Annotated in this window: 14 protein-coding genes; 8 read left to right on the top strand and 6 right to left on the bottom strand. The window is 64.6% G+C overall.

The annotated features are described in order from the left end of the window. Positions 1–24: 24 nt before the first annotated feature. The 4 genes from LNV28_RS11775 to LNV28_RS11760 form a co-directional block, all read right to left on the bottom strand. On the bottom strand, positions 25–2,214 hold the full coding sequence (locus LNV28_RS11775; protein ID WP_263517742.1) for a hypothetical protein: 2,190 nt from the start codon (positions 2,212–2,214) through the stop codon (positions 25–27). A 486-nt stretch (positions 2,215–2,700) separates the two neighbouring features. Further along, positions 2,701–3,423: a site-2 protease family protein gene (locus LNV28_RS11770; protein ID WP_263517741.1), complete on the bottom strand. Its 723-nt coding sequence runs from the start codon at positions 3,421–3,423 to the stop codon at positions 2,701–2,703. Next, entirely contained in the window at positions 3,420–4,409 is a 990-nt protein-coding gene (locus LNV28_RS11765) for a DUF2167 domain-containing protein (protein WP_263517740.1), read from the bottom strand. Before LNV28_RS11765 ends, LNV28_RS11770 begins: the two co-directional genes overlap by 4 nt. A gap of 131 nt (positions 4,410–4,540) precedes the next feature. Continuing rightward, entirely contained in the window at positions 4,541–5,488 is a 948-nt protein-coding gene (locus LNV28_RS11760) for a pirin family protein (protein ID WP_263517739.1), read from the bottom strand. An 18-nt stretch (positions 5,489–5,506) separates the two neighbouring features. Here LNV28_RS11760 and LNV28_RS11755 point away from each other — a divergent pair, with 18 nt between their 5' ends. Continuing rightward, positions 5,507–5,971: a hypothetical protein gene (locus tag LNV28_RS11755; protein WP_263517738.1), complete on the top strand. Its 465-nt coding sequence runs from the start codon at positions 5,507–5,509 to the stop codon at positions 5,969–5,971. A gap of 39 nt (positions 5,972–6,010) precedes the next feature. On the opposite strand, the gene LNV28_RS11750 is transcribed toward LNV28_RS11755, so the two are convergent. Continuing rightward, positions 6,011–7,144, bottom strand: a complete 1,134-nt coding sequence (locus tag LNV28_RS11750; RefSeq protein WP_263517737.1) for a PEP-CTERM sorting domain-containing protein — start codon at positions 7,142–7,144, stop codon at positions 6,011–6,013. 691 nt (positions 7,145–7,835) lie between these two features. Beyond that, on the bottom strand, positions 7,836–11,399 hold the full coding sequence (locus LNV28_RS11745) for an indolepyruvate ferredoxin oxidoreductase family protein (RefSeq protein ID WP_263517736.1): 3,564 nt from the start codon (positions 11,397–11,399) through the stop codon (positions 7,836–7,838). A gap of 255 nt (positions 11,400–11,654) precedes the next feature. Here LNV28_RS11745 and LNV28_RS11740 point away from each other — a divergent pair, with 255 nt between their 5' ends. The 7 genes from LNV28_RS11740 (at position 11,655) to LNV28_RS11710 (ending at position 17,937) form a co-directional block, all read left to right on the top strand. Further along, a complete protein-coding gene (locus LNV28_RS11740) occupies positions 11,655–12,233 on the top strand; it encodes an Lrp/AsnC family transcriptional regulator (protein ID WP_263517735.1) in 579 nt (192 codons plus the stop codon). Positions 12,234–12,314: 81 nt separating this feature from the next. Next, positions 12,315–12,872 (top strand): hypothetical protein, encoded by a 558-nt coding sequence (locus LNV28_RS11735; protein WP_263517734.1) that lies wholly within the window; start codon positions 12,315–12,317, stop codon positions 12,870–12,872. Positions 12,873–12,988: 116 nt separating this feature from the next. Continuing rightward, a complete protein-coding gene (locus tag LNV28_RS11730; protein WP_263517733.1) occupies positions 12,989–13,570 on the top strand; it encodes a hypothetical protein in 582 nt (193 codons plus the stop codon). A 189-nt stretch (positions 13,571–13,759) separates the two neighbouring features. Continuing rightward, entirely contained in the window at positions 13,760–14,338 is a 579-nt protein-coding gene (locus LNV28_RS11725; RefSeq protein WP_263517732.1) for a PEP-CTERM sorting domain-containing protein, read from the top strand. A gap of 153 nt (positions 14,339–14,491) precedes the next feature. Further along, the gene (locus tag LNV28_RS11720) at positions 14,492–15,379 is read left to right on the top strand and encodes an EamA family transporter (protein WP_263518131.1); all 888 of its coding nucleotides are present in this window, start codon (positions 14,492–14,494) and stop codon (positions 15,377–15,379) included. A gap of 44 nt (positions 15,380–15,423) precedes the next feature. Further along, a complete protein-coding gene (gene arsA / locus LNV28_RS11715; RefSeq protein WP_263517731.1) occupies positions 15,424–17,187 on the top strand; it encodes an arsenical pump-driving ATPase in 1,764 nt (587 codons plus the stop codon). A 24-nt stretch (positions 17,188–17,211) separates the two neighbouring features. Next, on the top strand, positions 17,212–17,937 hold the full coding sequence (locus tag LNV28_RS11710; RefSeq protein ID WP_263517730.1) for a hypothetical protein: 726 nt from the start codon (positions 17,212–17,214) through the stop codon (positions 17,935–17,937). The last annotated feature ends 112 nt before the right edge of the window (positions 17,938–18,049 follow it).

The following is an 18,049-nucleotide window of genomic DNA, read 5'->3' as shown; positions in this document are numbered from 1 at the left end:
GAGCTGCGCAGGGGCGCAAGCGCTTTAGGGGGTTGTATCGTTAAAGGTCAGCGCTGCTTTGGCATACTTAATCAGCGCGATCCCTTCGATTGGCCCAGGCTGCCTGGCCGAAGAGAACTGCCGGTACACCACGTAGTACTGGATCGGGTAGCCCGATACCGGGACGGTGGCGACAGGCATCGACACTGTTGCGCCGCCCATGCCGTCGGGAATGGTTTGCCATTCCGCCCACGGGCTCATGTCTGTTTCCATCAGCCCATTGCGGTACGCGAAGGCGTAGCGCACCTTGTCTCCGGGCTTCCAGATGGTGCTGCTCTGATTGATTGAGATGAGGCTGAAGGTCGGCGCAGCAGACGACCCCAGCAGGTAGTAGGTGGGCGTGGTGCGGCCCTTGTACACGCCGTAGAACCCCCAACCACTGCTGTAGACCCACTTGGTCATCCACTTCCGGCTGTTCAGATCGTTATCGGGCGTGCGGCGCTGCAACTGGCCGTCCAGCCACACATACAGCCCGGGGAAGTTGAGCTTGCTGGCTGGCCCGTTCACCGGGTCGTCAAAGTCGCTCAGTATCGGCGTGTAGGCCAGTGCTGCCGGCACCTTGGGCAGCGTGCCTTTGAAGGCGGCATAGACCTCGTCGGCGGAGGCCTGCAATGCCGTCGCGGCAATGGAGCGGTTCACGCTGTTGACGTTGTCGAGGTATCGACCATCGCCGAAGCAACGCCAAGACTGGCCCTTTTGATTGCGCACCAGCAGGCCCCAATGGCTGTCCTCGTCATGCATCAGTTTGGCTAGCAGTCCACCTACCGCGGTGGTCTTGAAGACGAGGTTGCCCACATTGCTGTTGAACTGCGCTGCGGTGGGGTCGGCAAGGTTGAGTTGCTCGGCAAGCAGCTTGTTCTCGCTGCCCAGTTGCACTCGCGGCACCCGCAGATGGCCGGCCGAGAAAAGGTCACTCAGGTAGTGGTCGGCAAAGGCATTCATTGCGTAGGCAAGGGGCAACTGGCTGGCATCGCCATTGGCTTGCTTCGCCATCCTGCAGGCCCACATGTGCGCGACCGAGTAGGCTCGATAGGCATTGATGCCGAAGTGGTCAACGTTGTTCTGGGCTAGCTTCAGAAAACGCGATCCGTACAAGACTGCATGGAGAAAGTCTTGCCAATGGAATGGCCTCAACAAGGGAACACGTGGCTCCTGACCCGCTGTGATGTTCGCGTACTCGTTCTCAAGGTTGCTGCCAATGTCTCCGTACTCCTCGGCAGTAGATCCTCCCTTCAGGTACTTCTCATAGATGGCGTAGCTTTCCCGACCCATCGTAATGAGCAGGCGGTCCAATTCCGTTGTGGCGTTCCATAGCAGGCTGAAGCCGGCTAAGAAGGCGGGGGCTCCATACATGCAGACGGGCTGATCGGGCACACCGTAGAAATCGCCGGCCAGGGCCGTGATCTGGCCATAGGAAAGCGTTCGGCCGGCGGCGGTCTGGAAGCATTGGGTGGCACCGGAAACCGTCGTGCCGTCGGGGTACTGCAGCGAGACGCTGCCGCCCAGGAAGGTGTGCTCGGCAGATTCGAATCGCTTGCGATTGGATGCATTGGCCGGCGGGATTGCCTCGGCTGTCGGGGTGACATCAGGGATCTCAGGCAGGAACTGCAATTGCACCGCAGTGTTCGCGCAGTAGCCCAGCTTCGAGATATCGAAGGGGATGCCGTGGCCGAGAAACTGCGAGAAGCGGGCCGGGATCGTCGGCGGCGTGCCCGGCACTTGCTCCCAGCCATAACTGATGTTGCCAGCGTCAACGCCCGTGCCGGGAGCGCACAGCACGGTGAGCCCGCCCGATGGCGTGAAGGGCCCTGACTCGCCACCCTGCGGCACCATGTAAAGCTGCAAGTTGCGGTTTCTCAACTGAATGACGTTGGATGTGTTGGTGCCGCCTGCATCCCAGAGTTGCGTCGGGTCTGGCGTCGGGCTGGTGTCGTAGGGGACGACGACCAGCGTGCCATCGGAGTTTGCGCCAAGCACAAGCTGACCCATCAACTGACTCAGGATGCGGCCGTCAGAGGTAAATTGCCAGAGGCAACGGGAGCCGCCGTTCGTGCCGGGCGTGCTCAGCACCACCGGTGTGCCCGCAACGGCGGGCGCCTCCACCTGCAGCACATAGTCGTTTCCACCGTCAATAGCGCTGGCGATCTGGATCCACGAATTTGAGCTGTCCGACATGGTTCTTCCCCGTTTGATGAGGCCCCAGTGTTCTCCCACGCGCACTGACCTGTCCTTAGAAGACCTGAAATATTGCTGAAACGTTCTGAATCTACTCAGGACTTGCCGGCCACTGCTCGCCGGACCGACCGACCAGTTTTCGGCTGCCGATCTGGCCCTACCGATGACCGCAACGGCCGAAACTTGCCTTCTGCGGCTCGTCAGATCCAACGACCGGTTTTCGGCGACCAAACTGGCACCGCGAAGGTCAGCGGCGAGTCCCCACTTGACGAAGGTGCTGCGGCTCTGGAATTCAGCTATGGGCACCTTGCTGCCGCTCAATCTGGACGTCTGAATGACCGGCCCGGCCGGCAGTAGCAAACACCATCTGAGCCCGGATGCTGGCAAGGGCGCCGTACGGCCAGGGCCGTACGCCGACCTTGCAATTCAAAGCCAAACGCGAACACCTCCAAACCCAGCGCAAGACATCATCAGCGCTGGACCTGGCTAGCGGGCCCCGGATTGGCCCAACATCTCATGGACATCGTGCGTCATCACCGCCAGAAAGCCAGCCAGGGCGATGTAGATGCTGGCGTACTCCCATTTGGTGGCGGCAGGCACGGCGTAGTAGCTCAGTGCCTCGGCGCTGTCGCTGCGGTACTTCCAGGCCTTCCAGAGTTGCGGCCAAGCGAGCAGGGCGATCAGCAGCAGCATGGGGCTGGGCCGCCACCAGAGCAGCGCGCCCAGCACCGGCACGCCGAGGAACCAGATGCGGGGTGAGAGCACGGCCGTGATGCGGCCGCCGTCGAAGGGCGAAAGCGGGATCAGATTGAACAGGTTCAAAAAGAAGCCGCTGTAGGCCACGGCCAGCAGCCAGTCCGCGCCCCAGGAGCGCGCCATGAAATAGCAGAGCAGGGCGCCCACCGTGCCCAGCAGCGGGCCGCCCAGGCCGACATAGGCCTCGGTCTCGGCGTTGTGCGGCAGGTCCTTGAGCTCGATCCAGGCGCCGACGAAAGGAATGAAGGTGGGCAGGCCCACGTTCAAGCCTTTCTGACGTGCGGCCAGGTAATGGCCCATTTCATGGACAAAGAGCAGGGCGATGAAGCCCGCCGCATAGCGCCAGCCGTAGATGAAGGCGTAGACGATCAGCGACAGCAGCATGGTGCCGCCGCTGGCCAGCAGCTTGCCGAACTTCAGGCCGGAAAAGGCCAGCAGGAGCAGCTTGATCATGCCTGCGGCGGCGCTTCGACCGCCTCGGGCTTCTTGCGCTGGAACCATTTGCGCACGCCGGCGCCAGCCAGGGCCACGGCCACAAAAATCACCTTGGCGAACTTGGCCACGAAAGCGAACACCACCGCCAGCAGGCCCAGCTTCTTGGCGCCCACGCCCAGCACCAGGGCGGCCAGGCCGTACTCGGCCACCTTGTCGGTGCTGCTGTTGAAATCGGCATAACGCTTGCCCTCGCTGAACTCCAGCGCGCCCAGCAAGGCCTGCGCCTCGGGCTTGTATTGCGGCAGTTGGGCCAGGCCGGTGATCAGGTTCAGGCTCAGATAGCCCTCGCGACCCAGGGCATAGGTGTTGTAGTTGACGCCTTGCGCCTCATCGGCCGGCGCGCCCTTGCCGCGCGAGGACATGGCCCAGACCAGGCGGTGGCTGTCCGAGGTGTAGAGCGGCTTCTCGGCCCAGCCGACGATTTCCAGCGCGCGCACGCCCATCTTGGCGCGCTCTTCATTGGCGGCTTCTGTGCCTTCGCGGAAGGACGTGAGCATCTCGTCGGCGTTCCAGTCCTTGGCGTCGTCGTCCTTGATGTAGCCGGCGGGCTCGAAGCGCAGGGTGGCGAACCAGTCGGCCTCGCCGTCCTTGCCGGTGGGGAAGATCAGGCCTGCCAGTTCCTGGTGTTCACCGGGGTTGCCCATGGCGCGCAGCAGGCGTGCGGCTTGAGGCTGCGGAATGAACTGGCGGTTGGCCGGCAGATGCAGCACGGCCTGGCCTGCAATGGCGATGTCCTTGGGGCCGGTCTGGGCCGCTTGCTGTGCTTCAAGAAAGACGGCTTGCGGGTCGTCGGTGCGCGCGGGGGCAGCGGCTGCGGCGCTGGTGCTGCCGCCGGTGTCTGCGGCCGTGGCGGGCAGGCCGCTCAGGCTGAGGGCGCTGCAGAGCAAGGCCAGGCGCAGCGCCCCGGTCAGGCGCGGAGAAAAAGAAAGAAAAACGCGGTTCATGGTTGGGGCTCCCTGATTCCTGCGCCAAGGCCTGTTGAAGATGTAGGTGGTGGCCTTGGGCGGCGGCCGAGTCTAGCTGCGCTCGCTCACGCGAGCTCTGGAGGCAAACCCGGGGCCCGCTGGAGCGGGCTTCAGTAGCCGCTGGCCGGCAGTCGCGGTGCCTCCAGGCGCCGGCCTTCATCGCCTTGCACGAGGCCGAAACGCGGGCCGCCGCCTTCGCGCTGCGCATCCCAATCGGCTTGCGCCTGGGCCACCGCGGCGCGGCTGAGGCCGACGAAGTTCCACCACATCTCGATCTCGGCCGGGAAGGGTTCGCCGCCCAGCAGCAGCAGGCGGCCACCGGCGCTGAGGCGCAAGGACGCGGGCGCCTGCCCCGGCGCCAGATAAGCGAGCTCGCCCGTGCTCAGGGTCTCGCCGTCCAGGCCCAGCTCGCCTTCCAGCGGCAGCAGGCCGTGCTCGAAATCGCCGCGCAGATCCAGCTGCAGCTCGACGGCTTCCTCTGGTGCATGGATCTCCAGGCCCAGCAGCGGCGTGTAGACCTGCGGCGGTGCCGTGCGGCCGGCGTGGCTGCCGGCCAGCAGGGTCCATTGCGCGCCCTGCTCTTGCCAGCGCGGGAGGCTGGCGTGGTGCTCGAAGGCCGGCGGCCGGTCTTCCTCGCCCGGGGGCAGGGCGATCCAGAGCTGGGCCGCGTGGATGCGCGCCGTGCCGGCGGGCGCGTCCTCGGTGTGGACGATGCCGTGGCCGGCCGTCATCAAGTTCACTTCGCCGGGCCGGATCAGCTGTTCGCTGCCCAGGCTGTCGCGGTGCAGGATCTCGCCCTCGATCATCCAGGTAAAGGTCTGCAGGCCGATGTGCGGATGGCCGCCGACATGCAGGCCGCCGTTCGCCAGCGCCTGACCCTCAAACTGCACGGGGCCGATGTGGTCCAGAAAGCACCAGGCGCCGACACGGCGCCGCTGCTTGGTCGGCAGGGCGCGGCGGATGGTCAGACCCTCGCCGAGCTGGGTGCTGCGGGCGTGGATGCGGTCGAAGGGGGCGGCGGGGGTGCTGTTGCTGTGGTTGTCGCTGCTCATGCTCATGCGAGGGCTCTGGGGCGGATGGGCGACATCATCGCCCGAAAAGAGCAAGCAAGGCCCGCGGCGTGGGTCCAAGCGGCGGGCCTTGCTTGGGCAGCCAGGCGGCTGAGTTTTCAGCCCGCAATCAGGCCGATTGCTTCTGACGCGCAGGCGTTGAATGTTCACGACGACGCTGCTGTTGTCTTGTGTCCGGTGAGTGGGCGGGCCGCGCCAGGGCGTGCGGATTCCGACCTGGTGGGCCCTGCATCCTGGGTTGCACTGACCAAGGCAGCGCAACTCGCTGGCGGGCTCGGGGCAACCGATGTGCCGGCTTTAGGTAAGGTGCGGTCGTTGGAGCGCATACCGACAGCCGACTGCTATCGACCTAAAGGAGCCGCTGACGCTTTCGTCGTCGATGGCTGCTTCGTGCCCAAACCAGCCAAACAGAATTTAGACTTGGCGCTCGCTGCCAACCGTCTTGCCTCGCACCAGACAACAAAAAACTGACCACTTAAGTCGGCTCTGTCGGTAGGCCGAGGCCTGCGGTTACTGTTGCTTGTTGCGGCGACGAACTGCAAAACCCATAAGGGCCAGGCCGGCGATAAACATGGCGTAAGTTTCAGGCTCGGGTACTGGCGTCGGGTACTGCCACAATTTGTCAGCCTCTGAATACCTCAACAATCCGCTGCTGGAGTCAATTCCGGCTGCGTTGCTGAATGAAAAGCCGTCGATCGTGGCCGTGGACAGCAACATGCTATTGCCAAAGCCGGGAGTGGCTCCCATCGAGTTCGTAAGTCGACCGATAACTCCGACACTTTCGCCAGATTTCAAATCGACCGTGTATGAAAAATCCACATGGAATTCACTAAAAAGCGCTGCGTCGGCAATTCTCACATCGTGCTGGTAATTACTACCCCAGACGCTATTACTGTATTTGACGGCTTCACCGCTTTCAAGCCAAAAATCTTCTCTCACGTCATCGACGCCTGAAAAGTTACCGGTACCCCAGTCTTTCCAAACCTTGAGTTGGAATGCGGTATCTTTATAGCCCGACTCTTTGGTTCCCAAGACCTCTGAACCATTAGTGAAAAATCCACTGACACGCCCCGTTAATGTCAGCGTCCCGTCACCGCGCGCGCGAATAATGTCAGAGTATTCCGCACTGGAAAATGACTTTTGATTTTCAATGCATGATACGCCTGCCAACTGCAAACGCGCCGTGCAGTTCCAGCCGATAGCACTCTTGCTCTCATTAAAGGCATATTGACCAAGATAGGTGGGCCCTTGATATTGCATGATACTTTGAAGCCGGCCACCAGGTAACGCTTGACTGGCAACGTGACCAAAACCACTTTCATACAGCGGAGTCACAGTATGGGAGTACGGCAACTCGGTTGTGATATTGTTTTGACTATCAAGAAGCTGGCTATGGGAAACGCGACCCCACCCATCCTGACCGGACGAATAGTTTGATACAGTCCCATCAAACCAGATTCCGCCAATATAGCCAGCGCTCCCAAGCATGCTTGTTATTGCACTACCAGTCTGACCATTCCTCATTTTGTTATCGAGTGGATAAAACAGCTCCGGTCGCCATTGACAATGTGCGAGCGATGGAATTATCAACAGGCTTGAAGTCAGTAATGAGCGCCAAAAATATGCACGGCTCGCAGAGGGCATTCGTAAATCCTAAAGTAAAAAGTAGGCCAAACAGAATTGTGAAATCGAGAATAGGGCGCATAACCCTTAGATTGCAAACAATGTGCTAACGCAAGCAACAGATCGCGAATAGATTCTCCCCGTTCGGGCTGATTCAGGGCACCCTTCACCTAAGGGGTCGGACCTGCAAATTCCGTGCTGCCGAAACCAGTGGCCGAATCAGCCCGTGGCCATGCTCGCCACTATTGGTAAGCCGATGGTCAATTCTTTAGTCTCTAGTACTTCCCGTTTGCCAACAGCTTGCAAGGGCAGGCGTATGTTGCACAGCACTAGCTTTTTGGATTGGCCGGCAACAACCTCGAACGGCAGTTCCGGGCACGAAGCAGACCTGCCGAATGCAATCCTGAGTGACGGCTCCTGGCCGACAGCGGCCGATCATCAACGTGCACCCGGGTGTCCGCAATCGCTGCAAAGCCGTAGCTGCCGCAACGTCATGCCCAAGCGCTTGCTCAGGGCAAACATGCGCTGAGATCTATGCCGATCATCGACTGCACTGCAAACGACAAGTCGACACCCGCGTCGCCACTGAGATCGTCCGTGTCTCCATGACTAATTGGTCGGTTCCGGCTGATCAAACACAAACGCCCGAAGGCCCAAAGAAAAAGCCCGCCGTATCAGGGCGGGTTTCTGCGTGCAGGTGAGTGCCTAGCGATCAGGCCTGTTGCTTCCACTGCTGCATCAGCGATTCCCACTTGGCCTTGGCCGCGTGGACATGGCGTTCCTTGACATGGCCATAACCGCGAATTTCTTCGGGGATGCGGGCAATCTCGGTGGCCAGCTTCAGGCGATCGGCCGTCAGGCCCTTGGACAGGATGGCCTCGATGGCGGCGCGGTACTCGCCGATCAGGGCGCGCTCCATCTTGCGCTCGGCCGTGTAGCCGAAGACATCGAGTGCCGTGCCGCGCAGGCCCTTGAGCTTGGCCAGCAGGCCGAAGGCCGGGCGAACCCAGGCGCCCATCTGCTGCTTGACCAGCTCGCCCTTGGCGTTCTTCTTGGCCAGCAGCGGCGGGGCCAGGTGGTGCACCAGCTTGTAATTGCCTTCGAACTGGCCGGCCACCTTCTCGATAAAGCTCTTGTCGGTGTGCAGGCGGGCGACTTCGTACTCGTCCTTGTAGGCCATCAGCTTGAACAGGTACTTGGCTACGGCCTCGGTCAGCGCCGAGCTGTTCAGGCTGCCCTCGGCCGCACGCACCTTCTCGACGAAGGCCTTGTACTGCTCGGCATAGGCCGCGTTCTGGTAGCCGGTCAGGAAGTCCACGCGCTTGGCCACCAGCTCGTCCACGCTGGGGCGCTTGACGATGTTGATGACCTGGCGGGCGGCGTACAGGCCTTGCACGGCAGCCAGATCAATGGCGCAGCGACGGCCCCACTCGAAGGCGGCCTTGTTGTTGTCGATCTGCACATTGTTCAGCTCGATGGCGCGCATCAGGGCGGCATAGCTCAGGGGCACGCGGCCCTTTTGCCAGGCATAGCCCAGCATCAGGGGGTTGGTGTAGAGCGAATCACCGATCAGCTTGACGGCCACTTCTTCGGCGTCGAACAGACCCAGATGATCCTTGCCCACCGCGGCCATGACGGCGGCTTCGCAGGCGGCGCCGGGGAAGCTCCAGTCGGCGTTGTTGACCAGGCTGGCGGTCGGCGAGCCGTGGGTGTTCAGCGCCACAAAGGTGTGGCCTTCGCGCATGACGGCCAGGGTGGTCTTGTTGGCGGCGACGATGGAGTCGCAGGCGATCACCAGATCGGCCTCGGCCGTGCCCACCTTGGTGCAGTGGATGGCGTCGGCGCTGTTGGCGATCTGGATGTGGCTCCAGGTGCTGCCGCCCTTTTGCGCCAAGCCGGCCGCGTCCTGCGTGATCACGCCCTTGCCTTCCAGGTGGGCGGCCATGCCCAGCAGCTGGCCGATGGTGATGACACCAGTGCCGCCCACGCCGGCGACCACAATGCCCCAGGCCTTTTCGGCGTTAGGGATGATGGGCTGAGGCACGGCGCCGAGCGAGGCATCGAAGGGGTTGAGGCGCTTGTCCTTCTTGGGCTTCTTCAGTTCGCCGCCCTCGACGGTGACGAAGCTGGGGCAGAAGCCCTTGACGCAACTGTAGTCCTTGTTGCAGCTGTTCTGGTTGATCTGGCGCTTGCGGCCGAAATCGGTGTCCAGCGGTTCGATGGACAGGCAGTTGGACTGGATGCTGCAGTCGCCGCAGCCTTCGCAGACCAGCTCGTTGATGACCACGCGCTTGGCCGGGTCTACCAGCTTGCCCCGCTTGCGGCGGCGGCGCTTTTCGGTGGCGCAGGTCTGGTCGTAAATGATGGCCGTGGTGCCGGGGATCTCGCGGAACTCGCGCTGGATGGCGTCGAGCTCGTCGCGGTGGTGCACGGTGACGCCGGCGATCAGGGACACACCCATGTACTTCTCGGGCTCGTCGGTCACGATCACCAGCTTGGCCACGCCTTCCGAGATCAGGCTTTGCATGATCTGCAGCACGCTGTGGCCTTCGGCGCGCTCACCGACCTGCTGGCCGCCGGTCATGGCGACGGCGTCGTTGTAGAGCACCTTGTAGGTGATGTTCACACCCGAGGCGATGCTCTGGCGGATCGCCAGGATGCCGCTGTGGAAGTAGGTGCCGTCACCGAGGTTGGAGAAGATGTGCTTCTCATTCGTGAAGGCCGACTGGCCCACCCATGGCACGCCCTCGCCGCCCATCTGGGTGAAGGTGGCGGTGTTGCGGCCCGGCATCCAGGTGACCATGTAGTGGCAGCCGATGCCGCCCACGGCGCGCGAGCCCTCGGGCACGCGGGTGCTGGTGTTGTGCGGGCAGCCCGAGCAGAACCAGGGCGTGCGGTCGGCGCCGCCGGCGGTCTTCTCTTCGGCCTTGAGTGCGTTTTCCTTGCCGTCGATCAGGGCCACGCGGGCGTCCAGGCGGGCCGCCACATCGGCGTCCACGCCCAGCTTCTTCAGGCGCTTGGCAATCGCGCGGGCGATGATGGCCGGGGTCAGGTCGGCCTGCGGGCGCAGCAGCCAGTTCTTGCTCGGGTTGGCCATGCCCCATTCGCCGCCCAGGGCGCCGCTGTCGGCGTCGTCGTCGAACTTGCCCAGCACATGCGGGCGCACATCGGGGCGCCAGTTGTAGAGCTGTTCCTTGATCTGGTATTCGATGACCTGGCGCTTTTCTTCAACGACCAAGATCTCTTGCAGGCCGTCGGCGAAATCGCGGGTGATGGTCGCTTCCAGCGGCCAGACCACATTGACCTTGTGCAGGCGGATGCCGAGGCGGCGGCAGGTGTCGTCGTCCAGGCCCAGGTCATGCAGAGCCTGGCGGGTGTCGTTGTAGGCCTTGCCCGAGGCGATCAGGCCGAAGCGGTCCTGCTTGGTCTCGATGACGTTGTAGTTCAGCTTGTTGGCGCGCACATAGGCCAGGGCGGCGTACCACTTGTGGTCCATCATGCGCGCTTCCTGGTCCAGCGGCGGGTCGGGCCAACGGATGTGCAGGCCGCCGGCCGGCATGCGGAAGTCTTCCGGCAGGATGATGTTGACGCGGTCCGGATCGACGCTGACCGAGGCGGACGACTCGACGATCTCCTGGATCGTCTTCATGCCCGACCACAGGCCCGAGAAGCGGCTCATGGCAAAGGCATGCAAGCCCATGTCCAGGATGTCCTGCACGCTGCTGGGGAAGAACACCGGGAAGCCGGCGGCCTTGAAGACGTGGTCGCTCTGGTGGGCGGCGGTGGAGCTCTTGGCGATGTGGTCATCGCCGGCAATGGCGATCACGCCGCCATGCTTGGCTGTGCCGGCCATATTGGCGTGCTTGAACACGTCGATGCAGCGGTCCACGCCCGGGCCCTTGCCGTACCAGATGCCGAAAACGCCGTCGAACTTGGCTTTTTCCTTGAACAGGTCCAGCTGCTGCGTGCCCCAGACGGCGGTGGCGCCGAGTTCTTCGTTGACGCCGGGCTGGAAGACGATGTTCTGCTTGGCCAGATGCTTCTTGGCCGCTTGCAGGGCCTGGTCATAGCCACCCAGCGGCGAGCCGCGGTAGCCCGACACAAAGCCGGCGGTGTTCAAGCCCTGGATGCCATCGCGCGTGCGCTGCAGCATGGGCAGGCGAACGAGGGCTTGCACCCCGCTCATGAAGGCGCGGCCGCTGTCGAGCGCGTATTTGTCGTCCAGCGTGACCTTCTCTAGCGCACGCAGGATGTGGTCGGGCAGGGGAGCATTCATGTGGGGTGTCTCGGCTTGTCTCGGGGTTGAACCGGGCTGGCTGCTGCCGCTTGTGGCGGCCATGCTCCCGTGTGCGGGTGACCGGCAGTATGTCCGGTGCTGGGGCCTGATGTACAGAGGGCGCGGCCCGGCCGCGCCCGCGTCAGAAGGCAGGCAGAAGTGTAGGGAAATGGCGGCGAGCGGTGCTTGCTATTTGGGCTTGCAAATCGGCTGCTTGAGCAATAATCTTTCTGGAAATCTAAATTCGGGAAACAAATGGCAATCAGAAGGTCGTCGTCTGGTAAAAACCCGCAGTCCACCGACGAGGCTCCAGCGGCGCCGGGAGATGCCGGCCTGGCCGGTGATCAGCCCCAGGGTGACACCCTGGACCGCTATCACATCGCCATCCTGGCCGAGCTGCAGAAGGATGCGCGGCTTTCCAATGCCGAGCTGTCGGCGCGCATCGGGTTGTCCACCGCGCCCACCTGGCGGCGCGTGCGCTGGCTGGAGGAACAGGGCTTCATCACCGGCTACCGCGCCGAGATCGACCGCCGCAAGATCGGCCTCGGCGTGCTCGCCTTTGTGCGCGTGGACGCCGACCGCAACACCGGCACCTCGACCAAGCCCTTGGAGGACGCCATCCGCAAGCTGCCCGAGGTGATTTCCTGCCACTACATCTCGGGCGCCGGCACCTTTGAGCTGCAAGTGCTGGCCACCGATCTGGAGGCCTTCAGCCGGTTTACCATCGACACCCTCTTGCACCTGCCTAACGTCAAGGATGTGCACACCAGTTTTTCGCTCGGTGAAGTGAAGGCCGGGGGCGGCGTGCCGCTGCGGCATTTGCGCGGCGGCTGAAGGCGCCCGGAGCCGCTGCGCAGCGCCTGCCTGGCGGGCGGGCGAAGTCGTGACTACAGAAGAAAGCAGGGGGAGCAGGCGATGCGCCGGATCGATGCGTTGAAGTGGGTGCCCGCTGGGCCTGGGGCGGTGGCTTGGGGGCTGGCCGGCGTGAGCCTGTTCATGATCTTTGGGCCGCTGTCCTTGCAAGAGCCTTTTCACCTCACGCCCTTCCTCCTGCTGTTTGTCTGCAGCATCTTCATGTTCTTGCGGGTGCGCGTGGCCGCCGCCCAGCGTGGCTGGAACAAGCTCCTGAGCGGGCTGCTGCTGGCAGGTCTGTCCCTCCAGTTGATCGTCCTCATGCTGCTGATCGCGGTCCTGCTGCTGCTGGAAGGGCTGAGGCCCGAAGCGCGCCGCGTCGACTGTGGTGCGCCACTGGAGTGCCGGGTGCAGAACCAAGGCGCTTTCGGCAGCTACTGGCAGATCCTGTCCGTGCGCCATCGCTACCTGGGTCTGTTCTACACCGAGACGGCCTTGACCCAGTTCGACCGAGAGGTCGTGAATGCCATGCGATTCGACCCCACGCGGCAGCGTGTGATTCTTGAAGTTCAGGAATACGGCAAGCCGCCGCGGACTGTGGATTTCGCGCTGCCCGGCTGACAGGCATGCCGGCGCTCATGCGGGTGGGCTGCCCTGCTGCTGCGCCGCTGGCCCTGCTACGCTGGTGCGCTTCATCAGCCATTCGCCCGATTCACCGCGGGCTGGATCGTCACCTCGTGGCCCCTTTTGACCGCATCGCTTTTCGCAGCAGCCGCGCCTTGAGCCGGGCCATGAAGGCGGCATGGCGACGGGCGGATGGCAAGCACTCCGGCGCACGTCTGCTGGGCCAGTTCTTGCTGGGCTTGCTGCTTTGCGTGCTGCCCATCTGGTGGCTGGGCCTGTGGGGCGCGCTGTTCAGCGCCCTGTCGCTGACCTATCTGCTGCTGCCGGCCCTGCTGTCCGGCCTGGCCGAACTCTGGGCCTGGGCCGCGCCGGCGCGCTGGGCCGATGTCCAGGGGCAGCGCTACAGCTTCCTGGGCGCCTACCTGCACATCGAACGCGATTTGGACGGTCAGCCCTGGCTGAGCTGCGAGGAGGTGCGCCGTGCCGGGGTGGACCTGCCTGAATCCTGGGTCGTGCAAGCCCGGCTCGACCCGGCCCGCTGCCGCATGGACGCCAGCGGCCGCCGCCTGCAGCTTCGGGCGGACGCCTTGCTGGCCGGCCTGCAGGGCACGGCCCAGCCGCGCGGCCACAAGTTCGCGCTCTGGCTGCAGCGCGTGGTCATCTATCCGGCCGATCGGGCGGCGCGGCGGCTCTGAAGCTTCTCTGTCGGCGTAGGCTGGTTTTCCCTGACGCGAAGTGAGGCGGAACAACTCTATATTCCGCTCCCCGGCTGAACCGACCGTTAGGGCGGAGCTTGGCTGGAACCGTCGCGGGCTTTTTCTTCGTGCCTTGTCTGCACGCAGGGGCCCGCGCTCACAACATCGATCGAGGAGGAGACCTTTTCCATGAAACTCAAGACCCACAGCCGTTTTCGTCTTGCAGCCCTGGCTTGTGCCGCTGGCGCCTTGAGCGCCGGCGGTGCCGCGCAGGCTGCCAGCTACCAGTTCAGCGGCGACATCAGCGCCAGCCCGACCTTCCAACGCCTGATCGGCAGCGGCCCCAATTTGTCCTCCGTGGCCAATGCGGTGCATTTCAATGCCTTCGAGTTCAGTGTCGACCAAGCCGGCAGCTACAGCTTCGAGAGCCTGGTGCCCGGCGACACCGGCACGACCGGCGGCGTCTGGGACAACTACCTGTTCCTCTACCAGACCGCATTCAACCCGGCTGACGCACGCGTCAACATCCTCAAGGGCGTCAGCGGCCTTGGCTTCGGCCCGGCGACCATGAACTTTGACCTGAACACGGGCGGCCGCTATGTGCTGGTGACCAGCGGCTATCTGAACAAGGACATGGGCAGCTTCGTCAACACCATCAACGGTGCCGGTCAGGTGTCGCCGGTGCCGGAGCCCGGTGCTGCGGCTTTGTTGCTGGCCGGGCTGCTGGCCTTGGCTGTCGTCGTGGCCACGCGGCGACGCGACGCCTGAGTCTGGGCCGGGGCTGCCGGCTTTGGTCCCTGCAGGCAGGCGCTTCAGGGCGCGATGCGCGCACAGCGCCCAATGCCGGCCCTGCAGCCGGGGCCAGCCTGATAGTCTGGGTCTTCACTTCGCGAACTCCCGGACATGAGCGCCAGCGCCCGCCTGCCTTTCAAGCATTTCCTGCTCGCCCTGGCCGTGGTGGCCATCTGGGGCAGCAATTTCGTCGTCATCCGCCTCGGACTCGACGCCTTGCCGCCCTTGTTGTTCGCCACCTTGCGCTTCAGCTTGGCGGTGCTGCCGGCCGTGTTCTTCATCCAGCGGCCTGACTTGCCATGGCGCAATCTCGCCAGCTATGGACTCTTGATCGGCGTTGGTCAGTTCGGCCTGCTCTTTCTGGCCATGCGCGGGCCGCAGCCCGCCATCTCGCCCGGCCTGGCTTCGCTGGTGATTCAAACGCAGGTGTTCTTCACCTTGATGCTGTCCATGCGCGTGACGCGTGAGCCGGTGCGGGGCTATCAGTGGCTGGCTCTGGGCCTGGCGGCCTCGGGCATCGCCCTGATCGCCAGCCACACCGATGGCAGTGCCACGCCGCTGGGCCTGGCCATGGTGCTGGCCGCTGCCTTCAGCTGGGCTTGCGCCAATATGGTGGGCAAGCAGGCCGGGCGGGTGAATATGCTGGCCTATATGGTCTGGACCAGTGTCTTCGCCGTGCCACCCTTGCTGCTGCTTTCCCTGCTGGTCGAGGGGCCGCAAGCCATGGCGGCAGGCTTGCACAAATCGGATCTCGGCACCTGGGCGGCCGTGCTCTGGCAGGCTCTGGGCAACACCTTGTTTGGCTACGCCGCCTGGGGCTGGCTGCTGGCTCGCCATGCGCCGGCCACTGTCGTCCCCATGGCCTTGCTGGTGCCGGTCTTCGGCATGAGCACCGCGGCCCTGGTCTTGGGTGAAAGCCTGCCTGCCTGGAAGTTGATCGCCGCCGGCCTGGTGCTGGCCGGCCTGGGGTTGAATCTGCTGTGGCCTTTGCGCAAAGGAAGAACGCAGGCGGCATGACCCAACGCACAGTCAAGGCCCTGATGATGCCTTAGGCTGAGTTCATGGACATCTCGACTACCCCACGCTTCCAGTTCTTCACCGGCAAGGGCGGTGTCGGCAAGACCTCTTGCTCCACCGCCACCGCCCTGGCCCTGGCCGACGCCGGCCGGCGCGTGCTGCTGGTCAGCACCGACGCGGCCTCCAACCTCGATGAGATGCTGGCCATCCCGCTGCGACAGCAGCCGGTGGCCGTGCCCGGAGCGCCGGGCTTGTCGGTCATGAACATCGACCCCAACCAGGCCGCCGAGGACTACCGCCAGCGCGTGCTGGCGCAGCTGGGCGCCGGTGCCAGCGCCGCCGAGCGCGACACCGTGCGCGAGCAGCTCAGTGGCGCCTGCACCACCGAGATTGCTGCTTTTGACGAGTTCGCCAGCCTGCTGGCCGAAGGCGCGCCGGGCTATGACCACATCGTCTTCGACACCGCACCCACGGGCCACACCCTGCGCCTGCTCAGCCTGCCCAAGGCCTGGAGCGGCTTTCTGGCCGACAACGATCGCGGCGCTTCCTGCCTTGGCCCGCACTCGGGCTTGAAGATGCAGGAGGCACGGTTCCAGGCCGCGCTGGCGGCCTTGTGCGACCCGGCGCTGACCGAGGTGGTGCTGGTGGCCCGACCCGAGCGTGGCGCGCTGGACGAGGCCGCGCGCAGTGCCGTCGAGCTGCAGAGTTTGGGGCTGAAGCGCCAGCGCTTGTTGGTCAACGGCGTCTTCCATGCCAGCGTTTCGGATGACACGGTGGCGGCCGCGCTCGAGGCCCAGGGCCAGACGGCGCTGGCCGCCATGCCCGCGGCCTTGGCCGCACTGCCGCGCCGCGAGTTGCCGCTGCGGCCAATGGACATGGTGGGCCTGGCCGCGATGCGCGCCTTGTTTCAAGATCCCTCCACAACGTTGCCGGCCCAAGCTTTGGGCGCTTCCGCCTTGGCGGCGCCCGATGAGGCCGCCCGCCTTTCGGCCTTGTGCGATGAGCTGGCCGCCGCCGGCCGGGGTCTGATCCTGGTCATGGGCAAAGGCGGCGTGGGCAAGACCACCATCGCCGCCGCCCTGGCCATAGGCCTGGTGCAGCGCGGCCATGCGGTGCACCTGAGCACCACCGACCCGGCCGCCCATGTGCTGCCCACGCTGCAGGGCGAAGTGCCCGGATTGCGCGTCGATGCCATCGATCCCAAGCGCGAGACCGAGGCCTACATCGCCAAGGTCATGGCCCACAAGGGTCGCGATCTGGATGAGGCCGGCCGCGCCCTGCTGCTGGAAGACCTGCAATCGCCCTGCACCGAAGAGGTGGCGGTGTTCCACGCCTTTTCGCGCGTGGTCAGCGAGGCGCGCAGCGCCTTCGTCGTGCTGGACACCGCGCCAACCGGCCACTCGTTGCTGCTGATGGATGCCACCGGCGCCTACGACCGCCAAATGCGCCGTGAATTGCAGGGTGGTGGAACTGCGGCCGCAAGACTGATCACACCGCTGATGCGCCTGCAAGACCCGGCCTACACCCGCATCCTCTTGGTCACCCTGGCCGAGCAGACGCCGGTCTCGCAAGCGGCGGCGCTGCAAAGCGATCTGCGCCGCGCCGGCATTGAGCCCTTTGCCTGGATCATGAACCGCAGTCTGCTGGCCGCCGGCGCGCACGACCCGCTCTTGAGCGCCCGCTTGGCCGGCGAGCAAAGGCAGATGCAGCGCATCGTGGACGAGCATCTGGCCCAGCGCCTCTTCTGGCTGCCCTGGTGCGCGCAGCCGCCGGTCGGCATTCCGGCTCTGGCCGCGCTGGCGCGCTAGGCCGGGTCGGCCTATGCTGGGCGCATGAACGCATCCCACTTGCTTCCCCGCCGTGCCTGCTTGCTTCTGAGTGCACTGGGCTTGATGCCGATGCTCGCGCTGGCTCAGCCCGCGGCCAAGCTGCCGTCTCGCAACCTCTGGGTTGAGATGCGTTGGGTGGAAAGCCGCATGGACGGCGCCAGCCTGGCCGGCGTGCGCGACGGCGCCGTGGTGGTGGGCACGGGCGGCAGCGTCTCGCCCACGCCCGGTGTGAGCCTGAGCACCAGCAGCCACAGCCAGAGCGGCCAGCAGACCCAGCGTGTGCTGGTGCTGAACGGCCGACAGGCGCAGTTCCAGCTCAACGAGAAAGTGCCGGTGCAGTGGGTTGATGTCTCGGTGCAAATGGACGGCGCGGCGGCGGCCGGGGGTGGCGTGCCCAATATGGCCGACGCCCGCGTGCGCGCTCAGCCGCGCAGCGGCTTTGTCGAACAGACGCGCGGCTTCACCGTGGCCGTGTTCTGGCCCGGCGGCCAGCAGCCGGCGCGCCTGGACCTCAAGGTGCAAACCCCCTCGGGCGAGCCCGGCCCGAACGGCCAGCCGGCCGGCCAGACCCAGCTCGACAGCAGCGTGCAGCTGCGCCTGGGCGAATGGCTGACGGTGGCGCGCACCGGTGTGGCGGTGCAGGCGCAGGAACGCGGCGTGCTCAGCACCCGGGCGGCCGAATCCCAGACCCAGCGCGAGCTGCAACTGCGCGTCGATCTGGCGCCCTGAGTGATGGGCGCAATGCGCCGCCCATCGTGCACTGCTTAAGCCAATCTTGAGGGTTCGGTGAGCCTGATCTGGCGGTGTCCCTGCTAGGCTCAAGCGTCATCGTTTGAGCCCC

Origin of the sequence: Paucibacter sp. DJ2R-2 (assembly GCF_025717675.1) — a bacterium.
In the GTDB taxonomy this organism is placed as follows: Bacteria; Pseudomonadota; Gammaproteobacteria; order Burkholderiales; family Burkholderiaceae_C; genus Paucibacter_A.
Note: the sequence above shows the minus strand (reverse complement) of the source record. Positions and strands in the feature narration are given on the sequence as shown.